Here is a 25,291-nt window from a genome sequence, read left to right on the forward strand (position 1 = left end):
ACTATCATACTATTAAAAGGAAGGAGTTTAAGCGATGGGAGAACCTATTTTTGCCCTCGATATTGGCACTCGTTCCGTTACTGGCATTATATTGGAGAGTCTCGATAACAAATTCAAAGTTATTGATTATTATATGAAAGAACATACAGAACGCTCAATGCGTGATGGACAAATACATAATGTAGTAGCGGTTGCTCAAGTCATTCAAGAGGTCAAAGAAAAACTTGAAGAAAGAGCAGGTAGCCCGTTTACCAAAACCTGTGTTGCCGCAGCCGGAAGATCATTAAAAACAGTGGAAGCAAGTGCTTCCATTTCATTGCATCATCACCCAATTACAGATTTAGATGTTATCAAGCATTTAGAGCTCACTGCTGTTCAACACGCACAGCAAACACTAGCGAAAAAAGATAAAAATAATGATTACAATAACTATTACTGTGTTGGGTATTCTGTTCTAAATTATAAGTTAGATCAAGAACAAATCGGCTCGCTCATTGACCAGAGCGGTGAAGAAGCTACAGTTGAAATAATTGCTACGTTTCTTCCTAAAATAGTTGTCGAATCATTGCTAGCGGCCCTTCGACGTGCAGATCTGGATATGGAGGCTCTAACACTAGAGCCAATAGCAGCGATCCATGTGTTAATACCCGAGTCGATGCGCAGACTGAATGTAGCGCTTGTTGATATTGGTGCAGGAACGAGTGATATTGCAATCACGGATAGAGGTACTGTTGTAGCCTATGGAATGGTACCTATCGCTGGTGATGAAGTGACTGAAGCGATAAGTGATCATTACTTACTTGATTTTCCTAAGGCTGAGGAAACGAAACGAGCAATCGTGAATAACGGGGAATACACGGTTGCAGATATACTAGGTTTTGAATCTGTCATCACCTATGAGACACTTGCCAAAGATATTGCAGCATCTGTCGAGCGTCTGGCTGAAGCAATAGCTACTGAAATTCTTCAGTTAAATGCAAAAGCTCCGCGTGCAATCATGCTTGTTGGTGGAGGAAGCTTAACACCAAACTTAACAACAAATCTTGCAGATAAAATGGATCTTCCGCATAATCGGGTTGCTATTCGTGGAAGCGACGCAATCCAAAATTTACGTCATGAAGGTGTCCCAACGGGTCCTGACTTTGTTACGCCAATTGGTATTGCAATTGCCGCCAGACAAAATCCTGTGCACTATGTGAGTGTAACAGTGAACAAGCAAGTCATTCGACTATTTGAGATGAAGCAACTTACTATTGGCGATTGCTTGATTCAAGCTGGGATCAAATTGAATAAGCTTTATGGAAAACCAGGGTTAGCCTCTATTGTTACTGTAAATGGTAAAGAAATAACACTACCTGGCAGCTTTGGCAAAGCACCGCAAATCTATTTAAACAATAACGCCGCCCACGTTGATGACTTAATTATAGATGGAGATGATATTGAATTTGTTGCTGGTGCCGATGGAAAGCCAGTACAGACGACCTTAAAGGAACTTATAGGTGAAGCTCCATCTATGACTATCTTCTATAACAAAAAGCCTTATAAGCTGCAAACAGATTTTTATGTAAATGGCAGTATTAAAAACTCAAATTATAGTATAAAAGATGGCGACAAAGTCACCTGGAAACAAACAAGAACAATCCGTGCATTTTTACAAGAGCGAAATTTGGTTCCGAGTATCACTACAAAACCATTTACAATACGACTCAATAACCATTCTATCACGCTAACTACTGGGACAACTAGAATTTTGGTCAACAATGAAGAATCAGCGTTAGATGACACCTTAAAACAAAATGATCGAATAGAAGTCATACTAGCAAAGCAACCGACCGTCCATGATCTGTTACAGCAGCTTGATAAAAAAGCTTTAAATAAGGTCACTGTCACGTTTAATGATGAAAAGGTTATATTGACACAACCTCTTGTTAGAATCAAGCGAGATGAGGATTTATTAAGTATAGAGGACCCTATTCAGCCACACGATGTACTTACGCTGAAAGAAAGAAAAATAGAGCCATTCATTTTTCAGGATGTTTTTCGTTATGTACACATCGATTTAACCAAGGCAAACGGAAAGTTTAAATTGTTGAAGAATAATCTCCCCACCTCGTTTGATGAGAAAATTATCACTGGAGATAAGCTAGAGATTCGCTGGGAAGACTAAATAAAAAAGGTTTTAAAAAGGCTGTCACTTTTTTGTGACAGCCTTTTTATCTTATTTTGTTGCTGCTTTTGCAGTTTTTTTAACCTCTTCTTTTTTGCTCGATGCATCTGCCTTTACTTCTTCTGCCTTCTGCTCGGCATCTGCTTTTACTTCCTCAGCCTTTTCTGCAGCATCTTTTTTCACTTCATTCGCTTTTTGAGAAGCATTTTCTTTTAATTCTTGTGATTTTTGAGCAACATTCTCTCTTAATTCCTGAGACTTTTGTGCAACATTTTTAGTAAGTTGTGATGTCGTATCAACAGCTTTCTTAGTCAGGTCAGCACTTGTAGCGAATGCTTTATCTTTCAATTCCATTCCTTTTTCTTGGGCTGCATCCTTGAATCCGCTGGCACGATCCTTAACTTGTGTTGCACCTTGGTTAATATCACTTCTTAACTCTCTTCCTGATTTTGGGGCAAACAGCAATGCTGTTGATCCACCAATAATTGCCCCTACTAATGATCCGATAATAAAATCTTTCGTATTAATATTGTTTTCTGGCATCCTTATTCCTCCTAGAGTTAATTATTTTCTTTTTCTTTTATTCCAATATTCCAATATGGAAGCTCCCCATTTCACTGCTTGTGCAGCCTTTTCCTGATCTTCTTTAGAATATCGGGAAACTGTATTGGAAAGTTGTCGCAATGTTTGGTTGAAATCTTTGACTGTATCACCAATACCACTAGCACCTTCAAATAGACCATCTAACTTTGCAGATTTATGATTGATATCGTCAGCTAAACGATTAGTTTTATTCAAAAGCTGCGTTGTTTCCGTTGTAACACCTTGTATTTGTTTTTCTAGTCCTTGCATTGTATTTGATACGTTGTTTAGCGTTTCTTTTGTTGCTTTTAATGTGATAACTACATATACTACCAGCACGATAAATGCGATAACTGCAAGAAGTGCGGCAATATATAATATAACTTCCATTTCTAAAATCAGCTCCTTTTTCGTGTAGTATTGCTATTGTGTTGGTTCTAATAAGAGCATTTCTTTATTAATACAATCATACACTTTTTAAAATAATACCCCAAATTATGAAGGGTAAACCTATGTATGAGCGAAGAAACGCGCTGAATAAGTACAATAAAGCACAAAACCTTCTATTCCATAGCGGCTTGCCACTTCATTCCTTTGCCCTTATAGTATAACCCTTTCCTTTAACAATTTCGACAAATATGATAGAATTCCTGCCTACTCATATGAAAAATATATCTTACTTGTATAGCTTATTTTCCCATATAATTTATTCCGTAAACATAAACAGCAAATTTCTATCATTTTATCTCAACCGTATAAACGTGGTCTAATTAAAATACTTTGATTTTATTACAAGTAAAAAATAAACCACCAATTACTAGAATTGATGGTTTACGGCATTAGTTTTTTATTGAGTTTTTTAGCGTCTCTTCATACGCCTTTTGGAATTTTTGAATATCTCCAGCACCCATGAAAATTAGAACACTGTCTTTAAACTGCTGTAACACTTCTGTTTGATTTAATTCGAGGATTTCACTTCCTGAAATTAATTGCTGTAAGTCATTAATTGACAGCTGACCCGATTCTTCTCGAGCAGAGCCGAAGATATCACATAAATAAACGTGATCTGCTTCATTTAGGCTATCAGCAAACTCTTGCAGGAATGTTTTTGTTCTTGTAAATGTATGTGGTTGAAAAACAGCTGCAATTTGCTTATTCGGGTATTTCTTTCTCGCAGACTCAATTGTAGCCGTAATTTCCCTTGGATGATGTGCGTAATCATCAATAATTACTTGACCAGCAATTTCTTTTTCACTAAAACGGCGCTTAACCCCTTTAAATGTAGATAGATTTTTAATATCTGCTGCTTGAATACCTTCATAATGGCAAATCGCAATGACAGATAGCGCATTTAGAATATGATGATTTCCATACATCGGAATCGTAAACGTTTCATAGTACGTATTTCTTACAAACACGTCAAACTGCGTTCCATTTTCTGTTTCCTGCACATTCTGAGCTTGGAAGTCATTTGTTGCAGCAAACCCATAATAAATTACCGGAACCTTCGTATGAATCTTTTGCAGTTCTTCATCATCACCACATGCAATAATACATTTTTTTACTCGGTCTGCCATGGATTGAAACGCATCGACTACGTCATCAAGACTCGTAAAGTAATCTGGATGGTCAAAATCAATATTTGTCATGATCGCATAATCAGGCTCATAGCTTAAGAAATGACGACGGTACTCACAAGCTTCAAAAACAAAATACTGGCTGTCAACATGACCATTGCCTGTACCATCACCTATTAAATAAGAAATAGGGAATGTTTCATCTAACACATGGGCTAATAACCCAGTTGTTGATGTTTTCCCATGTGCACCTGTGACGGCAATGCTTGTATACTGCTTCAACCATTCGCCAAGGAATTCATGATATCTGTAAAATGTACAGCCTAATCTTTTCGCTTCCTGAATTTCTATATGCTCATCTGAAAATGCATTTCCGGCAATAACGGTAAACTCTTTTTTAATATTACTTTCAGAAAAAGCAAGAATTGGAATCTGCTTTTCTTCAAGTGCTTCCTGCGTAAAAAAATTTTTCTCATAATCAGACCCTTGCACCTTTTCACCCGAATCATGAAGGATCTGCGCAAGAGCACTCATTCCTGTCCCTTTAATACCAATAAAATGGTAAGTTGTCATAAACGAACCTCCAACTTGTTCATACAAACGTTACATCTGCAAATAATTGTATGAAAGGATATTCACACCGATTCATTATAGCAAAAATTGATATAGATTCAAATACTTTTCTCTTATTTTCAAAAGCACGGCTGTATCATGCGTTTGGAGCGTTATAGTCAACCTTTTCCAATCGTGGATTTGGTCTATATCTGCGTCCTTCTTTCGCTTCCGGACTTCCATTAAGCAGTACTAAATCTCCTGTAAACCCAACATTTAAGCGTAGTAAACTTCTTCCAACACCATACATATCTACAGGTACTCCAGCTTTTTCAAATTCGGTAATCCGTTCTTCTGTGAATCCGCCAGTAACCATTATTTTAACATGCTGGAAGCCGTCATCATCCAATGCTTCTCTTAATGCAAAAAGTAATTCGGGATTCACACCTCTTGGATCAAAAGTTCCCATTAAATGATGGTTTCTTAAAAAGTACTTATCCACTAATGTACGGGATGTATCGAGACGAACGGATTTAAGAGCATCTCCAAATTCTCTGGCAACCTTTAATGAATCTGTTATCACATCGTTATTGTAATCAACAAGCGCAGCCAAATCATCTTCAGGAAATAGTTCATGATAGGCTTTAGCAGCTGCTACGGTATCTCCACGGAACATTTGAATCAATGCATGCGGCATTGTTCCCATTCCTTCTTTACCCCACCATTCATTCATGGCGTGCGTAGCTTGTGCAGTGGACCCACCGATAAATGCAGCATATCCGTCCCCTGCCTGAGTCGTGTAGTGGTCATCACGATCTCCCATAAAAACAACTGGTTTTTGCTCCCCGGAGGTTCGTGCAGCTTTTACCACATTGTATACATTTGTCGCGACAGATGTTCTTCTTGCAAGGATTCCATCAATAATTCCTTCTAAAAAGCCAAATTGCTGATAAGACCCAGAAATTGTGAGAACTGTTTCGTACGGACTGATTCTATCTCCATCTTTTAGCGAGTGGATTTTCAGCGTTTCTGGACGGTCTGCAAATGTATGTAACAATGCAATTACCTCATCAGTTCCACATAATACAGCATGCTCCTTTTGAAAAAATTGCATCGTTACATAATTATTTGCTAATTTTTCCTCTGCAATTTTTTTCGTTTTAAGAAAATAAACGGCTGAAAACCATCCCTCACGGATTCTTTCGTCAAATTTAAAGGTTCTGTTCGTTAATCGTTTAATTTTACCTTCTAGCTTTTGTTCAATTTCTTTCATAATAGGCTCTCCTTATCAGTAACAATTCGTTCTTTTATCATATAGAAAATTCCCCAACTAGACAAATAAAGTGAAATTTCATTTTGTGGGGGTCCTTTCTCCACTAAATGGTAGCACCACAAGGGAGACCCGCAGGCCTTTGAATAGAATCAGGAATTTACGGGATGTTAACCCCACTTTCACGTTTTTGCTTTTCTCACACTTAAGGTGGAGGTGTTAAGCTCGCAAATGCATGGTAAATTACATTTCATCTAGTTGGGATGGACTAATTAATACTTCTCTCGGTTTACTTCCATTTTGTCCAGAAATAATACCTCGTTCCTCTAGTGCATCAATCAAGCGCGCTGCCCGGTTGTAGCCAATTTTAAAATGACGCTGCAAGAGCGATGTGCTTGCACTTTGGTGATTCATAACAAATTGAATTGCTTCATCCATTAATTCATCCGCATCCTCATCTACGGTAATTTGCTCCAGCAATTGTTCCTGTTCAAATAGATAGTTCGGCTCAGCTAAGCTTCTAGCATAACTTGTTACCCGTTCGATTTCCTCGTCGGATACATACGGACCTTGTAGACGGACACTTTGACCAGCACCATTCTCTACAAATAACATGTCGCCCCTTCCAAGAAGCTTTTCCGCCCCGCTAGAATCAATAATAGTCCGCGAGTCAATTTGGGACGATACACTAAATGCAATCCGTGTTGGGATATTTGCTTTAATTAGTCCTGTAATAACATCAACAGATGGACGCTGTGTGGCCAATAATAAATGTATCCCGCATGCTCTCGCTTTTTGGGCGATTCGGCTAATTGAATCCTCCACATCCTGCGGCGACATCATCATTAAGTCAGCAAGCTCATCAATAACAATTACGATGAACGGCATTTTTACACTGCTACGACCTTTTTTGATTACCTTCTGGTTGTAGCGTTCAATGTCTCGCACACCTTCCTTAACGAATTTCTCGTAACGGTCTTCCATTTCATTCACTGCCCACTTCAAACTTTGTGTTGCAGCTTTCACATCTGTTATAACTGGTGCAACTAGATGTGGAATGCCATTGTAAGGTGCTAGCTCGACCATTTTCGGGTCAATGAGCAAAAATTTAACATCCTCATGATTTGCTTTGTAGATGAGACTAATTAAAATCGTGTTAATACAAACACTCTTCCCGGAACCTGTTGCACCTGCAATCAAACCATGTGGCATCTTTTGGATATTTGTGATCTTTGGATTTCCTTCAATCGTTAAGCCGAGTGCAATGCTAAGCGGTGATTTACTTTCTTTAAATTCTTCCGTTTCAAAAATACCTTGCAAGCCTACCATCTCTGCTTTCAGATTCGGCACCTCAATTCCAACTGTATTTTTCCCCGGAATCGGGGCTTCGATACGGATATCTCTTGCAGACATGTTCAACTTCAAATCATCGGAAAGATTTTTAATCTTGCTTACCTTAACGCCTAACTCTGGATGAACTTCAAATCTTGTAACAGATGGTCCTTGTGTCGCTTTTACGACACGTGCACGTACATTAAAATATTTTAGCGTTTGTTCTAGCAACTGTTGTTGTTCTGTTACCCAAAGCTTGTCGTCATTGTTTTTTTCTACCGGATCATTGAGTAAGTGAACAGGGACTTCCCGTACAAGCTCTTGTTGCTGTACGATATCAATAACTTCCTGCTCCACTGCTCCTTGTTGAGTTACAGGTTCTTCTTCCTGCTGCGTTTCCTTTGTTTCCATCTTTTCTATTGTCGCTGCCTGTTGCTTCCATACTTCATTACGTTTTCGGTCATAAAGTCGTTTTTTATCACGAGGTGTCATGATAACATTAAATGGTTCCGACTTTCTTTCACTTCTTCTTTCCGATACTCGCTGATTCTGTTGTGTGCTAATCGGATTAATTTTTTCTTTTCGATTTCTTTCCTGCACTTCGGAACTCGTATCTTCTGTTTTTATTACATTTTCTAGAGGAGCTTCTGTAGCTGCAGCCTCTTTCTCTGCCTCGATTACAGGGCTTGTCTCCTCTTTATTAAGAGAAGATTCCTTTGTAATACTTTCAACTGCCTTGTTTTGCACTTCTATTGGCGACGCAGATTTTTGTTTGCGTTCCTCTATCTTTGAGAAGATAGGAATCTGTTCTTCATTACGTTTTTCTTCCTGTATTTGATCCTTCCGTTTATATGCAGGAACATTTTCTATTTCCTTCTCTTTCTGCCTCTTTTGATAGCCATAAATTGGCGATGGTACGTCTGTCGGCTCGAATGGAATGTCAGGATTCTTTTTGTATACTTTCCTGTCATGTCTTATCGGTTCTTCAAACTTTCTTTCTTCCCGCTTCTTCTCCTTTTTAAATGTGGGCGCAGACGTTTCATAATCAACTTTACTTTCAGCTGGCCGGTTTACCGTTTTTTTTGTTGGCACATCAGGTATAACAGGAAAACGAAATGAATTTTTCTCAGGATACTGATACATCATTCTCGCTTCAACTTGTTTATTTTCTTTATTATGAAGGCTAGGGTTTGCCTTAATCTCCACAATTTCTTCAACTTCCACTTCTACTTCTTCTGTAAATATATTTTTTAATTTTTTCTTCCATTGTTCAAACATATCTATCACTCTTTCTTTTCTTTAGCGGACAGGAAAATAGAAACCTTTCCTGCCTATCCCCATACAATAATGGTATAACATTATAGTTAATCATTTTCTATTCTAGCAGTTTTTAGGTTTTTTTGAAACGTATGTAAGAAAACATAAGTTGAATTACCTGGTTTACCATCATCTTCTCTGGGTCTCAAGCAATGTCGATTATCTATGTAACTTGATGAAGATGAAAAAACTTAATTAAAAGCAGGCAGGTAAACGAAAAAAACAACCTCGCACTCATGTGAAAGGTTGTCCTTTTGCCTTATTTAAACGATAAAGTGAAACTTCATTCAGTAAAGGAGGTTCTTTTCCTCCCTTACTGAATGTTAGTTGAACAGAATCTGGAGTTACGGGATATTTATCTCCCTCCCACCTTCACATTTTTGTATTTCTTACGCAAAGAGGGTGGGTATCACAACGCACAGGACGTCGCGATCTAAGTCGACCAGCCCGTTAATGCGTGATAAATTCTTCTCCTACTGAATAAGAATCATCCAATACATAAATTCCTTTTTCCGCTGGCGCATTCGGGAGCCCTAATTCTTTTTGTGAACAAATCATACCATTTGATGGTACTCCTCGTAATTCAGAAGGTTTGATTTTCAAACCACTTGGCATTGTTGCGCCAACTTTAGCCACGACTACTTTTTGACCTGCATCCACATTTGGTGCTCCACATACAATTTGTAATGTTTCGGTACCCACGTCAACTTGGCAAACACTCAATTTATCGGCATTTTCATGGCTATCCTTACTTGTTACATAGCCAACTACAAATTTTGGACTCAAGTCAAAATCAAGCTGATCACTAAGTTGATTTACCGCGAATAATTGCTTAATCTCTTGTAAGAAGGATTCCGTCAACTTTATCTTTCCCTTTTCTGCTAAATCAAAATGCTTCGAAGCTTCAAATATATTGTAGCCAAGCACCTCACCTTTTTTTGAAGTGATTTTTGTAATTGGACCGAATCTTTCGTGTTCGATTTCATAGCGGTCTCCATCCTTGATTGGAATTAGTAACACGTCACCAATACCATCTGGATTGTAAAAAACATCCATTACATTCATCCTTTCTAGCTTTTTTCAGGTCTATTTTTTGCAAGTATAAAGATTGGTTCTAACTTCTTATTTTCATAAATAAATGGAAGAGAGGTAATTGGTATACGTCCTTCCGCGAAGAACTTCATTGTCATCTGCGCTAAAATATCATACCCCATTTTATTTTGAATGTCAGCTATGATTAACACATCTTGGTGGGGAACGGCTACAGTTAAATCACCTTTGGCATTCGCCTTCATCTCTTCTAAGAAAGCTTCATTTAATATTCTGCTTGCATCATAGCCATCCTGTGTTGCAACAAAATAAAAATCATTATCTGCTACTTGGTCGTGCTTATAATCAAGACTCAAGGAACGTACATTAAATGTTGCTATTTCATCAATGCGTGAAGCAGTCCAACCTTCTTGTTCAAGAAGCTTTTCATCTATCAGCCGATAGGATTTACCTAAATCTAGCGCATAGAAAACACGCGTTTCTGCTGTATGATCCTTATAGACAAGCTTTGTACCGGCTTTGGTTTCCGTTGGAAAGGACGGTGAACGCATAACAGGGTATATATGTTTCTCCATTCCCGCAAGCTGATGCTCCTCATTCATAATTCGGAGCGCCTCTCTCACATGCTCCTCCAGCTCATCAATAGCCACTTCTCCACGCTGATTGTATTTTACGATTACATTTGGTAATGTAATTGTAATTCCTTGGTTCGATTCCTTCCATTCTACTCTGAATGTATCTTTATCACGATTAAACGAAGTCTTAAAATATTTATTCGCAAAACGTTCTTCCAATACTTTTTTCATTTTAAAGCTCGTCATTTTCATGCAATCGTCACCTCCTGTACCACTTGAGCTTATACTGATAGTCCTTTAATAAATTGCTCAATCTCTTCTTTTGTTTTCCGGTCCTTACTAACAAAGCGACCAGCTTCCTTGCCGTTTATGAAAGCTAAGAAGCTTGGAATGCCGTATATATCGTAGTCCTGACAAAGTTCAATAAAATTATCTCGATTTACTTCGACAAATTGATACTGTGAATAGGCTTGTTCAATTTCAGGTAATATCGGCTCAATAACACGACAATCTGGGCACCAGCCAGCGGAAAATATAAAAATAACACGTTCATTATCTTTTAAATCATTAAATTGCTCAACTGTTTCTAACTGTTTCATTTCGTCTCAACTCCCTTTCCTTTACTATCATAGCTTTGTTTCAAGTATGATTCAATTATCAAGGATTGAACATGTGTTTACTCTATGCTCTCCTGCTCGATAGCAATTGATTTTGCAATGTTCATTAACTCACTTGCATCATTCTTGATTCTAGACTTTTGGGTATATGTGGTGATTTTAGCGCCTCCAATGCCAATTTGTAATTCGTAGCCCTCTCCATCGTCAGGCAGAATTCGTATATACCCAAATTTATCACCATCACTGTACGAATCCAGCACCAGTGCTTGATCTGACTGAGCAGCCTCGTAATTCAACTCACTTGAAGCGGGTTCAAATTCGTTATAAAAAACGATGTATGTTTGCTTCCCATCAACAAGAATCAAATTACTTTCATCTTTGCTCTCTACTTCTAAACGATCAGGTATATAAATAGAATTACTTTCCATTTCATAATTTGTTTCAACCGGTGTATCACTATAAAATACCGCTTCAGCCGCTTCTTTTGCATCAGCTACTGCTTCTTCCTCTGATTTAAATCCACACCCAGCAAGCAATATAATAGCTAAAGCTGTTACAGATAGCGTAACGATTAAATTTATCACGACGCTTCCTCCTAGTACGTACTTTTTAGCCATTGTTCATGATACTATGAAATGATTTATTTTTAAAGAACAAAAGCGGCTGTGCCCAGTTAGCAACGTACGAACTTCATCCATATTTTTTGGGGTTCGATAAATCGAACATTTTTGAAAGGTGATAAAACTGGAGGCAGTCGATGAAAACAGCTAAAGAACCAATAACACTTTAGAGTCTATTTGGTTATACTCAGTTCACCCAAAATAAACGTGAGCAGTAGAGGACCACCGCTCACGTTTTATAATTTATAAAAACAATTTGTATGCTATTATAGGTTATCCTTTTCCAAAGCTTTTGACTTCTACATAACATCGTTACATAAGTGGTGAAAACTTATCTGATCCGGATATTTACAAAAGTTATATTCACTTGCACCATGTGCACATACAGCAAGATTGTAGTCTTTTGCAATTGTAAATTGCTTTAGCATGAAGCCCTTAATCTCTTCATTTCTATCCATATCTATAATAACAGCCTGGTCCATCTTTGTTTTTTTCACCCGAAAAGAATCAAGAGGAATAGCCAACCCTTTTCCTAATGCCTTCACATAGCTTTCTTTCATTGTCCAAATATCAAAGCATGCAAGGCTTTTATTCTCTGCTGCAAGTATTTCCCAATATTCAAACTCGGTAAAAAGCTGCTTAGCCATACATAAATCAAATACCCTTACCTCTTCTACATCAATGCCCACCTGCTGATCGTGCACCGCACAGACAACAAAATCACCAGAATGTGAAATATTGAATTGTATAGAAGGATAATCTGGAAAATATGGCTTACCATATGCATTTTTTTCTATTGTAATATCCTTCGCTCGCTTCCCTGACTGTTTATAAAGCACATGCTTAATCAACAGTTCACCGACCAGTGTACGGTAAGCATCTGCGAGGTGGAAGAATTGCATTATTCGTTTTTGCCTTTCGCCAGATACATATGCCAGCATGGATGTTAGCTCTGATTGGCTTTTTTCTTCGGGTAATTGACAAATATAAACTTCAACCACTCTGTTTGCCCCTCTCGACTTCATCCAAATGTATCCGCGGATTTAGCTTATCTGCTGTTTCTTTAAACCTGATTGCAATAACCCATGCGATAATTAGAAATAGAGCAGCTCCGAACAATGCATACTGGTAGTTCAATAATCCAATATGTTCAGCCCCTGCTGCATCCGATGCACCGAGTACACTGGACAATATAGCTACACCAAGTACAGAGCCTAGTCTGTTCTGCATATTAAATAATGTTGTTGCTCTGCTCATAGAAGCAGAATCGATATGTTTAAATGCAGAAATTTGTGCAGCTCCTACGGTCTGGCCCAGGAAAAAGCCAATACCAAACATCAATACTCTGAGCAACCATGGATTAGATGATGCCGATAGTGCAATGAGTATAAATACAATAATGGTTCCTAATAGTGAAAAGACTAGCAGACGCTGCAATCCAAGTCTTTTCAGGGTCCAAGGCATGATTTGAGAAGCTGCCATTAATCCAAGCGCTTCTAGAAATGTTGTTAGTCCTGTGTGTAAAGCACTTACATTTAATGCGTTTTGGTACATGAGCGGAAATACGTAAAGCATCCCCAATAAACCAGCCGCTGAACAGAGACTGATTAGACTCATTATGCGAAACATCGGATCTTTCAAGAGGCTTAAATTGATCATCGGTTTGTCGATACGAAGTTCTACAAGAACGAGCGCAATCATGAAAGAAATACCGACAAGACCAGTAATTAGAATTTCCGGAGTAGTCCAACCTTTGATTGCACCTTGTGTGAGTGCATAAATTGACATCGAAAAACCTGATAGCGACAGTAAAAAACCTTTATAATCAAATTTCCCTACCGCTTCCTCCAGATGTTCCTGCAAGTATACCTTCCCAATTACTAAGGCTAGTATGCCAACTGGAATATTTATATAAAATATCCATCGCCAGGAAAGAACATCTACAAGCAATCCGCCAATTACCGGGCCAAGTGCAGGTGCAAGTGCGATTGGTATAATTAGTATACGTGAAAGCTTTGGCCGTTCTTCATGGGTAAATGTCCTGAATAAAATCGCCATACCAACAGGGGTAAGAAAACCTGCCCCTATGCCCTGCAAAATTCGAAACAGGTTCAATGTAAACATATTGTGAGCTATTCCGCATAATGCTGATGCAATCGTAAATAGTGCAAGCGCGGCTAGAAATACACGTTTCGTTCCAAAACGGTCACCAAACCAACCAGCTGCTGGAAGAAACATTGCTAAGCTAACGAGATAGCCGATGTTGATTGTTCCAGTAGCAGAAGGGGGAACGTCGAACGCTTCCCCAATTGCCGGTAATGCTCCATTAACGATGGTACTATCAAGAGCAGACATAAACATAGCAAGTACATAAACAATGACAACTGCTACTCTAGCATTAAAATATTGCTTCATTCCTAAGCCCTGGAACCAATGCTTTCAGATACTCTCAAACTATTTGGCATCTGATTATGCCAATGTGATTTAATATAATCCAGGCACTTTTCGTGATTGTCTGCTCCGTAAACATGTTCCCATCCTGATGGTATATCCAGAAAGTCGGGCCAGAGTGAATACTGGCCTTCCTCATTGATTAAGACTACATAAATTCCATCCGGGTTTTCGAAAGGATTGCTCATCATCTATCTCTCCTCTATGAATCTATTAAGATACGTCGATACATACTGTTTAGCTTTTCAGAAATAATTTCTCCGATTTCCGCCAACGGTTCCGGCTGACACATATCCTTATGACGGCAATGAATATCATACGCTTCAAGGGTCCCATGAACATAAGATTCCCATGCGTTGACATGTATCGGCTCAAACCACTCTGGAATAATAGTCGATCGGAAAAAGAGAATATCACCAACAAATAGTTCCGGTTCTGATTGGCTCAAAATATGTACAGACTGTACATATGTTTTCTTCAAGTTCATAATCACAGCATCATCAAGGCTTGCTAATGCACTACCGTCTTTCTTAAGCAACTCAATTACATGCTCCAATTCCAATGGCTTCTCCCCAAAACTTTCAGGATCATATCCTCCCAAGGCAAGTAAAGCAATCTGTGCTTCTGATTCGTCAGGCATATTGTTTATCGGCAGAAAATGATTTGGATATGCATCCAGCATAGCGACAAGTGCAACCTCCTCCCCTTGTTGTTGAAGTTTTGTGGCCATTGCTTGAACAACATTTCCACCTAATGACCATCCAATCAAATGATAAGGACCCTCAGGCTGAACACGTTGTATCTGCTCAATATAATCTGCAGCCATTTCATCCAATGACTTCGGATAGTTGCCTGGCTCCGAAATTCCTCGTGCCTGTAAGCCGTATATCGGAAAATCCTTCTTTAATGCTTTGATCAGCCCCGCATAGCACCAACTAAGCCCTCCTGCAGGATGTACGCAGAATATCGGTGGAAGACTTCCGCTTCTACGCAGTGGCAGCAACACGTTAAGTGCATTATGATCATCACCAATTTCCAATCGTTCAGCAAGCCCTGCAACAGTCGGAGATTCAAAGAGATTACCGATACTAAGCTCTATGCCGAACGTTTCTTTAATTCGCGTCATCAACTGTACAGCAAGCAGAGAATGACCACCAAGATGGAAAAACTCATCATCGATCCCTACATATGGCACTTCAAGTACTTCCATAAATAGGTTACAAAGGACTTCTTCTTGCGGTGTTCTTGGCCCACGTCCGTTCATTTCTGCTGTATAGTCAGGTTGAGGCAATGCCTTGTAATCGAGTTTGCCATTAGGTGTTAATGGAAATTCGCCGATCACTGCAAACGCTGATGGAACCATATAATCAGGCAAATGTTTCGCAACCCAATGCCGTAAATCAACATGCTCTCCATTTTCGTTTCTCTTTAAGACAACATAAGCTATAAGCCGTTGATCACCCGGTTGATCTTCCCTGCTTATCACGGTTGCTTGCTCTACTTGAGGATGTTCAGAAAGCACATGTTCAATCTCTCCTAATTCAATTCTGAATCCTCTTATTTTAACCTGCTGGTCGGCTCTGCCTAAATAATCCAGGACCCCGTAGTCTTTCCAACAAGCTAAATCCCCGGTGCGATACATTCTTGCACCTCTTTCCCCATAGGGATTAGCGACAAAGCGACCTGCAGTTAATTCAGGACGCCCAAAATAACCTCTAGCTAATCCAGGACCGGATACATATAATTCCCCTACGACACCTAATGGAACCGGCTGGAGAAAATTATCCAATACAAATACATCAAGATCCGGTATACCTTGGCCAATGATACTAGCTGCTCGTGCTGAAAGTGTTCTCTTGCTAAGCTCCATGTACGTAACATGAACAGTCGTTTCTGTAATACCATACATATTGATTAGTTTCGGTGCATCATCAGCATGTCTTTCATACCAATCGTCCAATCGACTTAGTTCGAGTGCTTCCCCTCCAAAAATGACATACCTTAATACTAGATTCTGCCCGATTACTTCCTGTTCACGATCTGCCTGCATTAACTGATAAAATGCGGAAGGTGTCTGATTTAATACGGTAACTCCTTCTTGAACAAGCAACCGCAGAAAGTCAGCAGGTGAACGGCTAATCGTATGCGGTACAATGACAAGACGACCGCCATACAATAGAGCACCCCACATTTCCCAAACAGAAAAGTCGAATGCATAAGAGTGAAACAGCGTCCATACATCATCTGCTCTAAATTGGAACCATTGATCAGTTGCTTTAAGCAAACGATGAACATTTTGGTGAGGAATAACAACCCCTTTTGGAAGACCCGTTGAACCGGAAGTATAAATAATGTAAGCTGGATGAAGCGGCTTCAACGGCTGGACTCGTTGTTGATCTGTCGGATTTGTAACCTTATTTTCATTTAACTTTTCTACAATTTCTTTTTTGTCCAAGACAATACTTGGAGTCACATCCGTTTCCGGAAGTTTGGCAGCATATGCTTCATTTGTAATAATAAACTTCGGCTTTACATCTTCCAGCATAAATGCGATACGTTCACTTGGATAATTCGGATCGAGTGGTACATATCCTGCTCCAGCCTTCAATATCCCTAATAAACCGATTATCATTTCAAATGACCTTGGTAGAGCAAGTGCGACAAACTGCTCCGGGCCAACACCTTCAGCTATTAATAAATGTGCAAGCTGATTCGCTTTCTGATTCAATGTTTGGTAACTCATTTTTTCGTTTTCAATTACGAGTGCAATGTTTTCTGGATGAAGCATCGCTTGCTTTTCAAATAGTGATGGCAAGGACAGCTCTTGCATATCTTCCTTCACACTTCCAAGTGTAAGCAACTTTTGCTTTTCTTCCTGTTCTAATATTTCAAGACGCCCAATCGGTTGCCCCTGATCCTTCACAGCTGATTCCAATAACAGGATAAGCCGTCTTACCATCAATACGATCCTTTCTTCCGTAAAAAGATCCGTACTAAATTCCAGGAAACCATCTAAACCATCTGCATTTCCAATGTCATTAAAACGTTCACGAAACTCTAACGTAAAATCAAACTTAGCTGCCCCTACACTATAAATCGATAGATCACTCTCTAGATCAGGTAAATTCAGGTCTGGAGCAGTTGTATTTTGTAGTGCGAGCATAATTTGAAATAATGGATGCTTTGATCTCGAACGAACTGGATTTAGTACCTCTACTAATCTTTCAAACGGTAGATCTTGGTTTTCATAAGCATTGATATTGACCGTTCTCACTCTGTCGAGCAATTCCCGGAAACTTGGATTACCGGATGTGTCTGTACGCAATACCAATGTGTTTATAAATAAACCAACAAGGTCGGTTAGCGTATCATCATTTCTTCCCGCTACAGGGCTCCCTAAAGGTATATCCGTTCCTGCTCCCAGTCTTGTCAGCAATGCTGTCAGCCCTGCTTGTAATGTCATAAATAAACTGACCCCGTTTTGTGCAGCGATATCCAGCAACTGCTGATGCAGTTCCGGACGAATCGTAAATTGGTATGTCTCTCCCTGATAGCTAGACTCCAATGGGCGGGAATAGTCTGTCGGTAATTCTAGGTAGTCAGGCAAGTCTGCTAATGTTTCTTGCCAGTAAGCGAGCTGTTCATCAGCTAAAGTTTTGGTATCCTGTTTGTTATCTAGCAGTTTTTCTTGCCAAAGCGCATAGTCTGTATACTGCACGGGTAATGCTGTCCATTTTGGGGCTTCTTCTTGACAACGACTGACATATGCCCGCTTTAGATCCTCTGTTAATGGTGTGAGCGACCATCCGTCACCCACAATGTGATGCAGTAATAGGAGAAGCACATACTTATCCGCTTCTACTTCAAAAAGTTCAACCCGAAATGCTGGCTCCTCTGCCAAGTTAAAGCAATACCTTACAGCTTTGTTCAATTGATCATTTAATTTCACTTCTTCAATTTGATGCACATGCAGTACAGGTTTGGCCGCCTCTGTATCCAATATCAGTTGCTGGGAGGCCCCTGCTTGTTCCGGAAAAATTGTTCTTAAGGATTGATGTCGCTCAACCACATCCACCAGCGCATCCCGTAATGCATCGTAATTTAATGTTCCTTTTAAATGAACGACAACTGGGATATTATAAGTTGGACTAGGACCTTCCAGCTGGTATAGGAACCATAAACGTCGTTGCGCGAATGATAATGGAATCATTTCTTGAGCTTCTGCCTTCTCAATAGGTGGTCTTACTTGCTTACCCTTGTCCAGCTGCTTAACAAGAGTTGCAACAGTCGGAGTCTCAAAAATTTTTCCAATGCCGATCTCAACCTCAAACACTTCACGAATTCGATTAACTAACTGGGCAGCGAGCAGCGAATGTCCACCAAGATCAAAGAAACTATCATCAATGCCTATTTGCGAAACACCTAGAACTTGTTTATAAAGATCACATAATATTTCTTCTTGTGGGGTTCTTGGTTCTCGGCTTTGATCGCCTTTCATGATATCCGGTTCCGGTAAAGCTTTTCGATCAATTTTCTTATTAGGCGTTAATGGCAAGGCATCTAATATAACAAATGCGGAAGGAACCATATGGGCAGGCAGCTTATTTCGTGCAGATTGGCGAAGTTCAGTTAGATCAATTTCTTCCCCTGTTTCTGGTACAAGATAAGCAATTAAGCGTTTATCCCCTAACTGATCCTCCCGAACGACAGCTACTACCTGATTAACAGTGCAGTCTTTTGCAAGAAAAGCCTCAATTTCCCCAAGCTCTATTCTAAAACCTCTGATTTTAATCTGATGATCTGATCTACCTATATATTCAAGCCTGCCATCTGCTCCCCAACGGACAACATCGCCAGTCCGATACATTCGATCTCCTGGTGACCCATATGGGTTGGCAATGAAGCTTATCGAAGTTAAATCAGGTCTGTTAAAATATCCTCGTGCCAGTCCTTTTCCAGCTATATATAAATCTCCGCTCATTCCAGGGGGCACAGGCTGCAAGCTGGAATCCAGCACAAATACCTGAGTATTTCCAATCGGGCACCCGATGGAAGGAATACCTGTTTGCTTCTGATTAAGGGTCATCGCTGTAGACCATATTGTTGTTTCTGTCGGTCCATAAAGGTTTGTTACTTCACAATCAAGTTCATAGAGTGCTTCTGCTAGATTAGCTGTAAGCGCCTCTCCACCGACAAGCACCCGTAGTCCCCGTAATTTTTGCGGGAATGACGAGACGAGGGCATGCCAATGAGTTGGTGTTGCCTGCATGACAGAAATACTGTTTTCTTCAATCAGATGCGCTAATAAAACGGGATCTTTAACTACGTCCTTTTCTGCAATAACACAACTTGATCCGCTAATAAGCGGGAGAAACATTTCCAGTGCCGATATATCAAAAGCGATTGTTGTAACAGCTAAAAGTCGATCCTCCTCCCCTAATTTAAATCTGTTTTGCATCGAATGAAGGAAATTCATCAAGGCTTCCGCGGTCACAACAACCCCTTTCGGACGACCAGTCGAACCAGATGTATAGATCATATATGCTGGCCGATGAGGTGCTATTGGTACGCAAGGAAAATCGATATTAGCATAGGCAGCTAACCTTTCCTGAACAACTAAATCATCTAACACGAGATTCGGAACTTCGCTTTCTGGCAAACCATACTGTATTGACTGATGTGTCAGTATACACATAGGCTTGGCATCATCCAGCATATAAGCAATACGATCAGATGGGTAATCCGGATCAATCGGTAAATAGGCTGCTCCCGTTTTTAGAACAGCTAAGATGGCAATAACCATATCTTCTGATCGCGGCAGTGCTAATACAGCAAATTTCTCAGGTCCCAGCCCATGTTCTTTTAGTAAGTGGGCAAGACAATTAACTTTCTCATTCAATGCAGAATACGTAAGCGTCTTTTCATTAAATATCAACGCTTGAGACTTCGGTGTAGATATCGCCTGTCTTACGAACATTTCCTGTACAGTTACTTGCTCTTGCTCTAACGAAGTACGATTCCATCTGTATAAGACATTATCTTTTTCCTCTGGTAAAAGGACATTCATTTTCGAAACGTTCACATCTGCTTCTGTCATTGCAATATTTTCTATTACATGTAAAAGACGCCTGAGATGAAGTTCTATTTCCTGTTCACTATAAATATCTGCATTCGCGTTAAGATCGACTCTTAGCCCTTTGCCATCACGCTGATCATAAATATTTAGAGAAAGATCATCGACTGGTCCTGTATGAAGCTTATGCGTTTTCCCTATACTTCCAGCAAAATTTAATTCATAATCAAACGGCATCATATTAATTTGCGGACCGAATAATCGCTGATTTCCACCCACCAATTTCAGGTCTCGCCGTAATGTTTCATGTCGGTAATTCTGATGCAAACGAACTTCATGCATTTCTCGCTGCACGTGCTGCATTAATTCTGAAAAAGTCATACCTGGACGCACCGCAAGACGTAATGGCAGCAAATTCATTACCATTGCAGGTACCTTTACCGATGATGTGCCCATACGGCACATCATCGGTAAACAGAGAACAACATCTTCAGCACTCGTTAAACGCTGCATATAAACAGCTACAGCCGCAACAATTACTTCATACAAACTTCCTCTATTGGCCATTTGTTTCAATTGATCCACTGTATCAGTTGGTACATAGCCTGTCTGATAGATGATCTGGTTTGATAATCGCGACGAAGTATCTGCGAAACTTACTACGTCGGGTTGATCGCTAAAACGGTTCATCCAGAAAGTGCGATCATGCATGTATTTCTCTGAAGTTAGATATGCCTCATTTTCCTCTAACACATCTTGATATGACCCCAGCTTGTCTACAGCAGGATGGCGATATACAAGTGATGTATAAATATCTGCCACTCGCTGTGCGATGAGCGCAAACCCATATGCATCCGCAGCAATATGGTGAATACGCTGATACCAGAAATACTGATCCGAACTCACCTTAAATAAGGCTTGCTTAAACAGCAAATCTTGCGTCAGATCAATTGCTTCAGCAAGGTCGACCTTCATCCAACTTTCAGCAGCTTGTCGCGGATTTTTCTCCCCACTTACATCTATAAAATGAAAGGAAAAATCTCTCTGTTCACGAACTTCCTGCCATGGACCGTCTTCACTCTCTCCAAACCTGGTATGTAGCGAATCTGCCTCTTCGATTGCCTGCCGTAGTGCTTTTTCAAAGTGTTCGAGCTGTAGACTACCGTTAATCTCAACATATTCAGCCGTATTATAAATAGGATTCTCTGGTTCCAGTTGTTGTGCATACCAAATACCGGCCTGAGCACCAGTCAATGAATGGTGCGCCACTATCGATCTAGGCATATCTTTGAACCTCCTTTTTCATTTATACCTTGTCACTTACCCTATCGATTAAATTCCACCATGCTGATAAGTTACCTTTTTCTGCCAACCTGATAAAATTAACTTCTAATCCGTTTTGTCTCCACGATTCAACCAAACTCATCAGCCGAATGGAATCAAGCCCTAAATCGAACAGATCATCAGTATCTGAAAGTTCTTCAGCCTCCAAATCCAGAAGTTCGGCAACTTGTTGGCGCATTGCTTCAAAAGTAAATGATCCTGTCATGTCTGTTTCTTCCTTTGTATTGCTCCCCTCAATCACTTGCAATTCTCGCAGTATGTCAGCAGTAGAAGTTGTAGCTGCACATCGTTTTGTTGCATATTCGATCGCCATTTTATGCTCATCCAATGAAAAGTCTGCAACTGCATCAGCAACAAAGAAAGGCTGTATATCATACATAAATGCTTCAGCTGCAGTTAGAAGACACCCGATATGTGCATAAACACCACAAATAATTAACTGGTCACGCCCTTGTTTCTGTATAATATCCAGAAAGTCTGATCTTTTAAATGCACTATACCGCCATTTCGTAAGCATTAAATCATTTTCCTCGGGTGTGAGTGCATCAATGATGCTAGTCTGCGCTGGATCATCCGAAAGCCCTTCACCCCAGAAATCTGTTAGCAGTGCCCTATCCTCAGGATTCTGATCACCTGGCTGTGCTGTATAAACTACTGGAATAGATTGTTTTTTACATTGTGCTTTCAGTAATTCAATATGGTCTACCAGCTCCGTCACCGGTGATTGACCTCTGTCATAAAAATTTAAAAAGTAATCTTGCATATCATGAATAAGCAGAACAGCCCTGTCCGGGTCCACCTGCCATGAAACTTTATTTTCTGGAAAATCCGATACATTCGGCATTGAATAAGATGGAATCTTAGGAATACCCATTAAAACACTTCCTTTCATATTTTTGATTTTATACATTTGCTAATTTTTCTGTAATCATCTTACGTAAAGCTTTTTTACTGACTTTCCCGAAAGGTGTTTGCGGAAAGGAATTAACGATCTCGATTCGATCAGGAATTTTATAAGTTGCAATCCCTCTCTTTTGCAGAAACGCCTTTATTTCAGCGGCAGACGGTGTTTGCTCAAATGGGATAATAAATGCACAAGACCGCTCACCGAGAAATTTATCAGGCATGGAGACAATCGCGACATCTAATACATGACGATGTGCAATCAGATGATCTTCCACTTCTTCTGCTGCTATTTTTTCACCACCACGGTTAATTTGATCTTTGACTCGGCCTTCCATAACGATATATCCTGCTTCATTTAAACTCACTAAATCCCCTGTACGGTAAAATCCATCTGAAGTAAATGCTTTTGCATTATGGTGATCTGCTTTATAATATCCCCGGATTGTATATGGGCCACGAGTTAACAATTCTCCGGCTTCTCCTTGTGCTACTTCACGATCTTCCTCGTCAACAATCCGGATTTCATCGTAAGGGGACATCGGACGCCCTTGGGTATGGATGACAATTTCATCGGGATCATCTAATCTGGTATAATTCACTAAACCTTCAGCCATCCCATAAACCTGCTGCAATTTGCAATCAAATGCTGGCTGAATTCTTTTAGCAGTTTCTGAACTGAAATGTGCACCACCGACTTGAATAACCTGAAGACTGGAGAAATCGCAAGAACGTGTTTTGACAGCTTCCAGCCAAATAATTGCTAGTGGCGGAACAAGTGCTGTAATACTTACTTTCTCTTTTTCAATCAGTGGAAAGGCTTCATCTGGACTCGGACCAGGGGAAAGAACAATCCTGGCACCAGCATAAAGTGCGCCAAGCACCCCCGGTGAACTTAACGGATAATTATGCGCAATCGGCAAAACGGCCAAATAGACGCTCTGCTCGTTTAGGTCGCATATTTCATTGCTCCTGCGCAAGCTATAAATATATTCATCATGTGTTCTCGGTATCAGTTTAGAAAGCCCTGTGCTTCCTCCTGAAAGCTGTAGAAAAGCAATGTCACTAGGTGATACTTCAGGCTGTATATATTGATCATCGATATATAAATCGGCTAATTTCATAAAATCCTCTGATTCACCAAGTGTAATAACATGCTGCAAGGAAGGTGTATTTTCACGTACTTCCCGAGCCATGTCGAAATAATTATAGCCATTGAAATGATCTGGCATAATATACGCCTTCGCTTCCGAAAATGCGCAGAAATATTGGATCTCACTATATCGATGCGTCGGAAGTGAAAACACTGGCAATACACCCAGCCTAAACAATGCAAAACAAACCTCAAAAAATGCAATTGTATTTGGTAATTGAACGACAACACGGTCTTCTTTTTTTAATCCTATTCGCTGAAATCCTGCAGCTAATTGGTCTACTCTCTCATCCAATGTTTTATAGCTCACATGCTCTTCACCATACGTTAAAGCAATATTCTCACTATACATAGCGGCTCTATCACGCAATATTTGCCCAAATGTTTCACCCCGCCAGCAATCTGTATCACGGTAAAATGCGGCAATTTCATGGGGCCAAGGTTGACATCCATCTAACAAAATAGTTTCCTCCCTGCTCGTTCGTTTATAGTTTCCTGCAAAACTTCTATCAGTCTTTTATACCCATTGCCTGGAGCATCGTTCGAAACTTGGCTGAAGTCTCGTTCAATTCTTCTTCTGCTTTTGAACCAGCTACCACTCCCGCACCTGCAAACAGCCGTATAGAACGTTCCTTTACTTCGGCACAGCGTATTGTTACAATCCATTCTCCATCCCCGTTTTCATCACACCAACCGACCATTCCGGTAAAGAGACCTCGGTCAAATGGCTCTATCTCATAGATAGCTTCACGAGCTAATGCTGTTGGATAACCACAAACAGCTGGTGTCGGATGCAGTGCAATAGCGAGTTCCAGCGAAGATGTTTCGAGCTGTTTTAAAGTTCCACGTATCTCTGTCGAGAGATGCCACATTGCTTCTGTCTTCACTAAGGACGGTGACTCTGGCACTTCCATTGTTTCACAGAAAGGAGCAAGTGCTTCCTTCACCATGTCAACTACGACAGCATGCTCATATAAGTCTTTTTCCGAATCTAGCAGCTCGTTGGCCCGCCTTTGATCTTCGACTGAATCATCACTGCGAGGACGGGAACCTGCAAGGGGATTTGCAAATACAGTATGTCCGCATTTGGATACAAGCAGTTCTGGGCTTGCGCCAACTAGCGTACGTTTTCCTTTAGATTCCTTTTGTTTTCTGGTCGGTTTTTCATCCGTTAAATCGACTGCAAATGTATACCCTTGCTTATTATGTAGCGCCAGATTTCTTAAAAGCTGGTTAACATCAACCTGCTCCACTGTGCTAAAATGCAAAGCCCTGGAAACAACAATCTTGTCGATATGTCCTGTTGCAATCTTCTTCAACCCCTGGTTAACACCATTCATATATTCCTCTGGTTCTGGTATAGGCTGCATTTCATATGGATACATGTCGAATAAAGATTCCTGCTGTTCTTCGTCTATATCTAAAGGCTCGGAAACATCCACTTTCTCAGGAATAATTATTTCCGAATCTTCCGAGTAATCAAAAGGTACTGCTCCCACAGCAACAGGATAAGGGTGTCCAGCCTGCTTCGCTTGATTGAGAGCAGCCTCTACACGTGATGGTAGGCTAAATAATTGATTTTCAGTTTCCATTGCCTTCTCAATAACTGAAAATATACCTTTTCCTACCATCGTTTGATTTGGCGATGCTAGGAAGAAATCTCCTGCTGCATACTCATCTAGCATCGATTTATGTTTTGCAACACTTG

Annotated in this window: 17 protein-coding genes; 1 reads left to right on the forward strand and 16 read right to left on the reverse strand. The window is 40.1% G+C overall.

The window, feature by feature from the left end:
- Positions 1 to 34: 34 nt before the first annotated feature.
- Entirely contained in the window at positions 35 to 2,167 is a 2,133-nt protein-coding gene (locus NST46_RS18255) for a cell division protein FtsA (protein WP_340001823.1), read from the forward strand.
- A gap of 51 nt (positions 2,168 to 2,218) precedes the next feature.
- Here the strand turns inward: NST46_RS18255 and NST46_RS18260 are convergent, their stop codons facing one another.
- The 16 genes from NST46_RS18260 to dhbC form a co-directional block, all read right to left on the reverse strand.
- Complete coding sequence (locus NST46_RS18260; RefSeq protein WP_118889032.1) at positions 2,219 to 2,710, reverse strand: YtxH domain-containing protein; 492 nt, start codon at positions 2,708 to 2,710, stop codon at positions 2,219 to 2,221.
- A gap of 21 nt (positions 2,711 to 2,731) precedes the next feature.
- Entirely contained in the window at positions 2,732 to 3,139 is a 408-nt protein-coding gene (locus NST46_RS18265) for a DUF948 domain-containing protein (RefSeq protein WP_118889031.1), read from the reverse strand.
- Between the two features lie 449 nt (positions 3,140 to 3,588).
- Positions 3,589 to 4,899, reverse strand: coding sequence for a UDP-N-acetylmuramate--L-alanine ligase (murC, locus tag NST46_RS18270; protein ID WP_341137558.1), 1,311 nt, complete (start codon positions 4,897 to 4,899; stop codon positions 3,589 to 3,591).
- Positions 4,900 to 5,035: 136 nt separating this feature from the next.
- Positions 5,036 to 6,151 (reverse strand): nicotinate phosphoribosyltransferase, encoded by a 1,116-nt coding sequence (locus NST46_RS18275; protein WP_095307382.1) that lies wholly within the window; start codon positions 6,149 to 6,151, stop codon positions 5,036 to 5,038.
- A 240-nt stretch (positions 6,152 to 6,391) separates the two neighbouring features.
- Positions 6,392 to 8,758: a DNA translocase FtsK gene (locus NST46_RS18280; protein ID WP_341137559.1), complete on the reverse strand. Its 2,367-nt coding sequence runs from the start codon at positions 8,756 to 8,758 to the stop codon at positions 6,392 to 6,394.
- Between the two features lie 489 nt (positions 8,759 to 9,247).
- Entirely contained in the window at positions 9,248 to 9,853 is a 606-nt protein-coding gene (gene ytpR, locus NST46_RS18285; RefSeq protein ID WP_095307385.1) for a YtpR family tRNA-binding protein, read from the reverse strand.
- Positions 9,854 to 9,867: 14 nt separating this feature from the next.
- Positions 9,868 to 10,674, reverse strand: coding sequence for a DUF1444 domain-containing protein (locus NST46_RS18290; protein WP_341137560.1), 807 nt, complete (start codon positions 10,672 to 10,674; stop codon positions 9,868 to 9,870).
- A 29-nt stretch (positions 10,675 to 10,703) separates the two neighbouring features.
- Complete coding sequence (locus NST46_RS18295) at positions 10,704 to 11,021, reverse strand: thioredoxin family protein (RefSeq protein ID WP_341137561.1); 318 nt, start codon at positions 11,019 to 11,021, stop codon at positions 10,704 to 10,706.
- A 77-nt stretch (positions 11,022 to 11,098) separates the two neighbouring features.
- Positions 11,099 to 11,623, reverse strand: a complete 525-nt coding sequence (locus NST46_RS18300) for a hypothetical protein (RefSeq protein ID WP_341137562.1) — start codon at positions 11,621 to 11,623, stop codon at positions 11,099 to 11,101.
- A gap of 335 nt (positions 11,624 to 11,958) precedes the next feature.
- Positions 11,959 to 12,660, reverse strand: coding sequence for a 4'-phosphopantetheinyl transferase family protein (locus NST46_RS18305; RefSeq protein WP_341137563.1), 702 nt, complete (start codon positions 12,658 to 12,660; stop codon positions 11,959 to 11,961).
- The gene (locus NST46_RS18310) at positions 12,653 to 14,074 is read right to left on the reverse strand and encodes a DHA2 family efflux MFS transporter permease subunit (protein WP_341137564.1); all 1,422 of its coding nucleotides are present in this window, start codon (positions 14,072 to 14,074) and stop codon (positions 12,653 to 12,655) included. The genes NST46_RS18305 and NST46_RS18310 overlap by 8 nt, the downstream gene beginning before the upstream one ends.
- Positions 14,075 to 14,076: 2 nt before the next feature.
- On the reverse strand, positions 14,077 to 14,298 hold the full coding sequence (locus tag NST46_RS18315) for an MbtH family protein (RefSeq protein ID WP_095307392.1): 222 nt from the start codon (positions 14,296 to 14,298) through the stop codon (positions 14,077 to 14,079).
- Between the two features lie 14 nt (positions 14,299 to 14,312).
- Complete coding sequence (locus NST46_RS18320; protein ID WP_341137565.1) at positions 14,313 to 21,467, reverse strand: amino acid adenylation domain-containing protein; 7,155 nt, start codon at positions 21,465 to 21,467, stop codon at positions 14,313 to 14,315.
- 22 nt (positions 21,468 to 21,489) lie between these two features.
- A complete protein-coding gene (locus tag NST46_RS18325) occupies positions 21,490 to 22,401 on the reverse strand; it encodes an isochorismatase (RefSeq protein WP_095307394.1) in 912 nt (303 codons plus the stop codon).
- 28 nt (positions 22,402 to 22,429) lie between these two features.
- Complete coding sequence (locus NST46_RS18330) at positions 22,430 to 24,043, reverse strand: (2,3-dihydroxybenzoyl)adenylate synthase (protein WP_303450113.1); 1,614 nt, start codon at positions 24,041 to 24,043, stop codon at positions 22,430 to 22,432.
- Between the two features lie 49 nt (positions 24,044 to 24,092).
- The gene (gene dhbC / locus NST46_RS18335; RefSeq protein WP_303450239.1) at positions 24,093 to 25,268 is read right to left on the reverse strand and encodes an isochorismate synthase DhbC; all 1,176 of its coding nucleotides are present in this window, start codon (positions 25,266 to 25,268) and stop codon (positions 24,093 to 24,095) included.
- Between the last annotated feature and the right edge of the window lie 23 nt (positions 25,269 to 25,291).

The organism is Oceanobacillus sp. FSL W7-1309 (assembly GCF_038002145.1).
In the GTDB taxonomy this organism is placed as follows: domain Bacteria; phylum Bacillota; class Bacilli; order Bacillales; family Amphibacillaceae; genus Oceanobacillus; species Oceanobacillus profundus.

Bases quoted from the DNA above. Each gene is read 5' to 3' on its own strand.
- NST46_RS18290 (WP_341137560.1), bottom strand. From the start codon at position 10,674: ATGAAAATGACGAGCTTTAAAATGAAAAAAGTATTGGAAGAACGTTTT.
- NST46_RS18320 (WP_341137565.1), bottom strand. From the start codon at position 21,467: ATGCCTAGATCGATAGTGGCGCACCATTCATTGACTGGTGCTCAGGCC.
- ytpR (WP_095307385.1), bottom strand. From the start codon at position 9,853: ATGGATGTTTTTTACAATCCAGATGGTATTGGTGACGTGTTACTAATT.
- murC (WP_341137558.1), bottom strand. From the start codon at position 4,899: ATGACAACTTACCATTTTATTGGTATTAAAGGGACAGGAATGAGTGCT.
- NST46_RS18280 (WP_341137559.1), bottom strand. From the start codon at position 8,758: ATGTTTGAACAATGGAAGAAAAAATTAAAAAATATATTTACAGAAGAA.
- NST46_RS18255 (WP_340001823.1), top strand. From the start codon at position 35: ATGGGAGAACCTATTTTTGCCCTCGATATTGGCACTCGTTCCGTTACT.
- NST46_RS18295 (WP_341137561.1), bottom strand. From the start codon at position 11,021: ATGAAACAGTTAGAAACAGTTGAGCAATTTAATGATTTAAAAGATAAT.
- NST46_RS18325 (WP_095307394.1), bottom strand. From the start codon at position 22,401: ATGGGTATTCCTAAGATTCCATCTTATTCAATGCCGAATGTATCGGAT.
- NST46_RS18310 (WP_341137564.1), bottom strand. From the start codon at position 14,074: ATGAAGCAATATTTTAATGCTAGAGTAGCAGTTGTCATTGTTTATGTA.
- NST46_RS18265 (WP_118889031.1), bottom strand. From the start codon at position 3,139: ATGGAAGTTATATTATATATTGCCGCACTTCTTGCAGTTATCGCATTT.
- NST46_RS18260 (WP_118889032.1), bottom strand. From the start codon at position 2,710: ATGCCAGAAAACAATATTAATACGAAAGATTTTATTATCGGATCATTA.
- NST46_RS18315 (WP_095307392.1), bottom strand. From the start codon at position 14,298: ATGAGCAATCCTTTCGAAAACCCGGATGGAATTTATGTAGTCTTAATC.
- dhbC (WP_303450239.1), bottom strand. From the start codon at position 25,268: ATGCTAGATGAGTATGCAGCAGGAGATTTCTTCCTAGCATCGCCAAAT.
- NST46_RS18275 (WP_095307382.1), bottom strand. From the start codon at position 6,151: ATGAAAGAAATTGAACAAAAGCTAGAAGGTAAAATTAAACGATTAACG.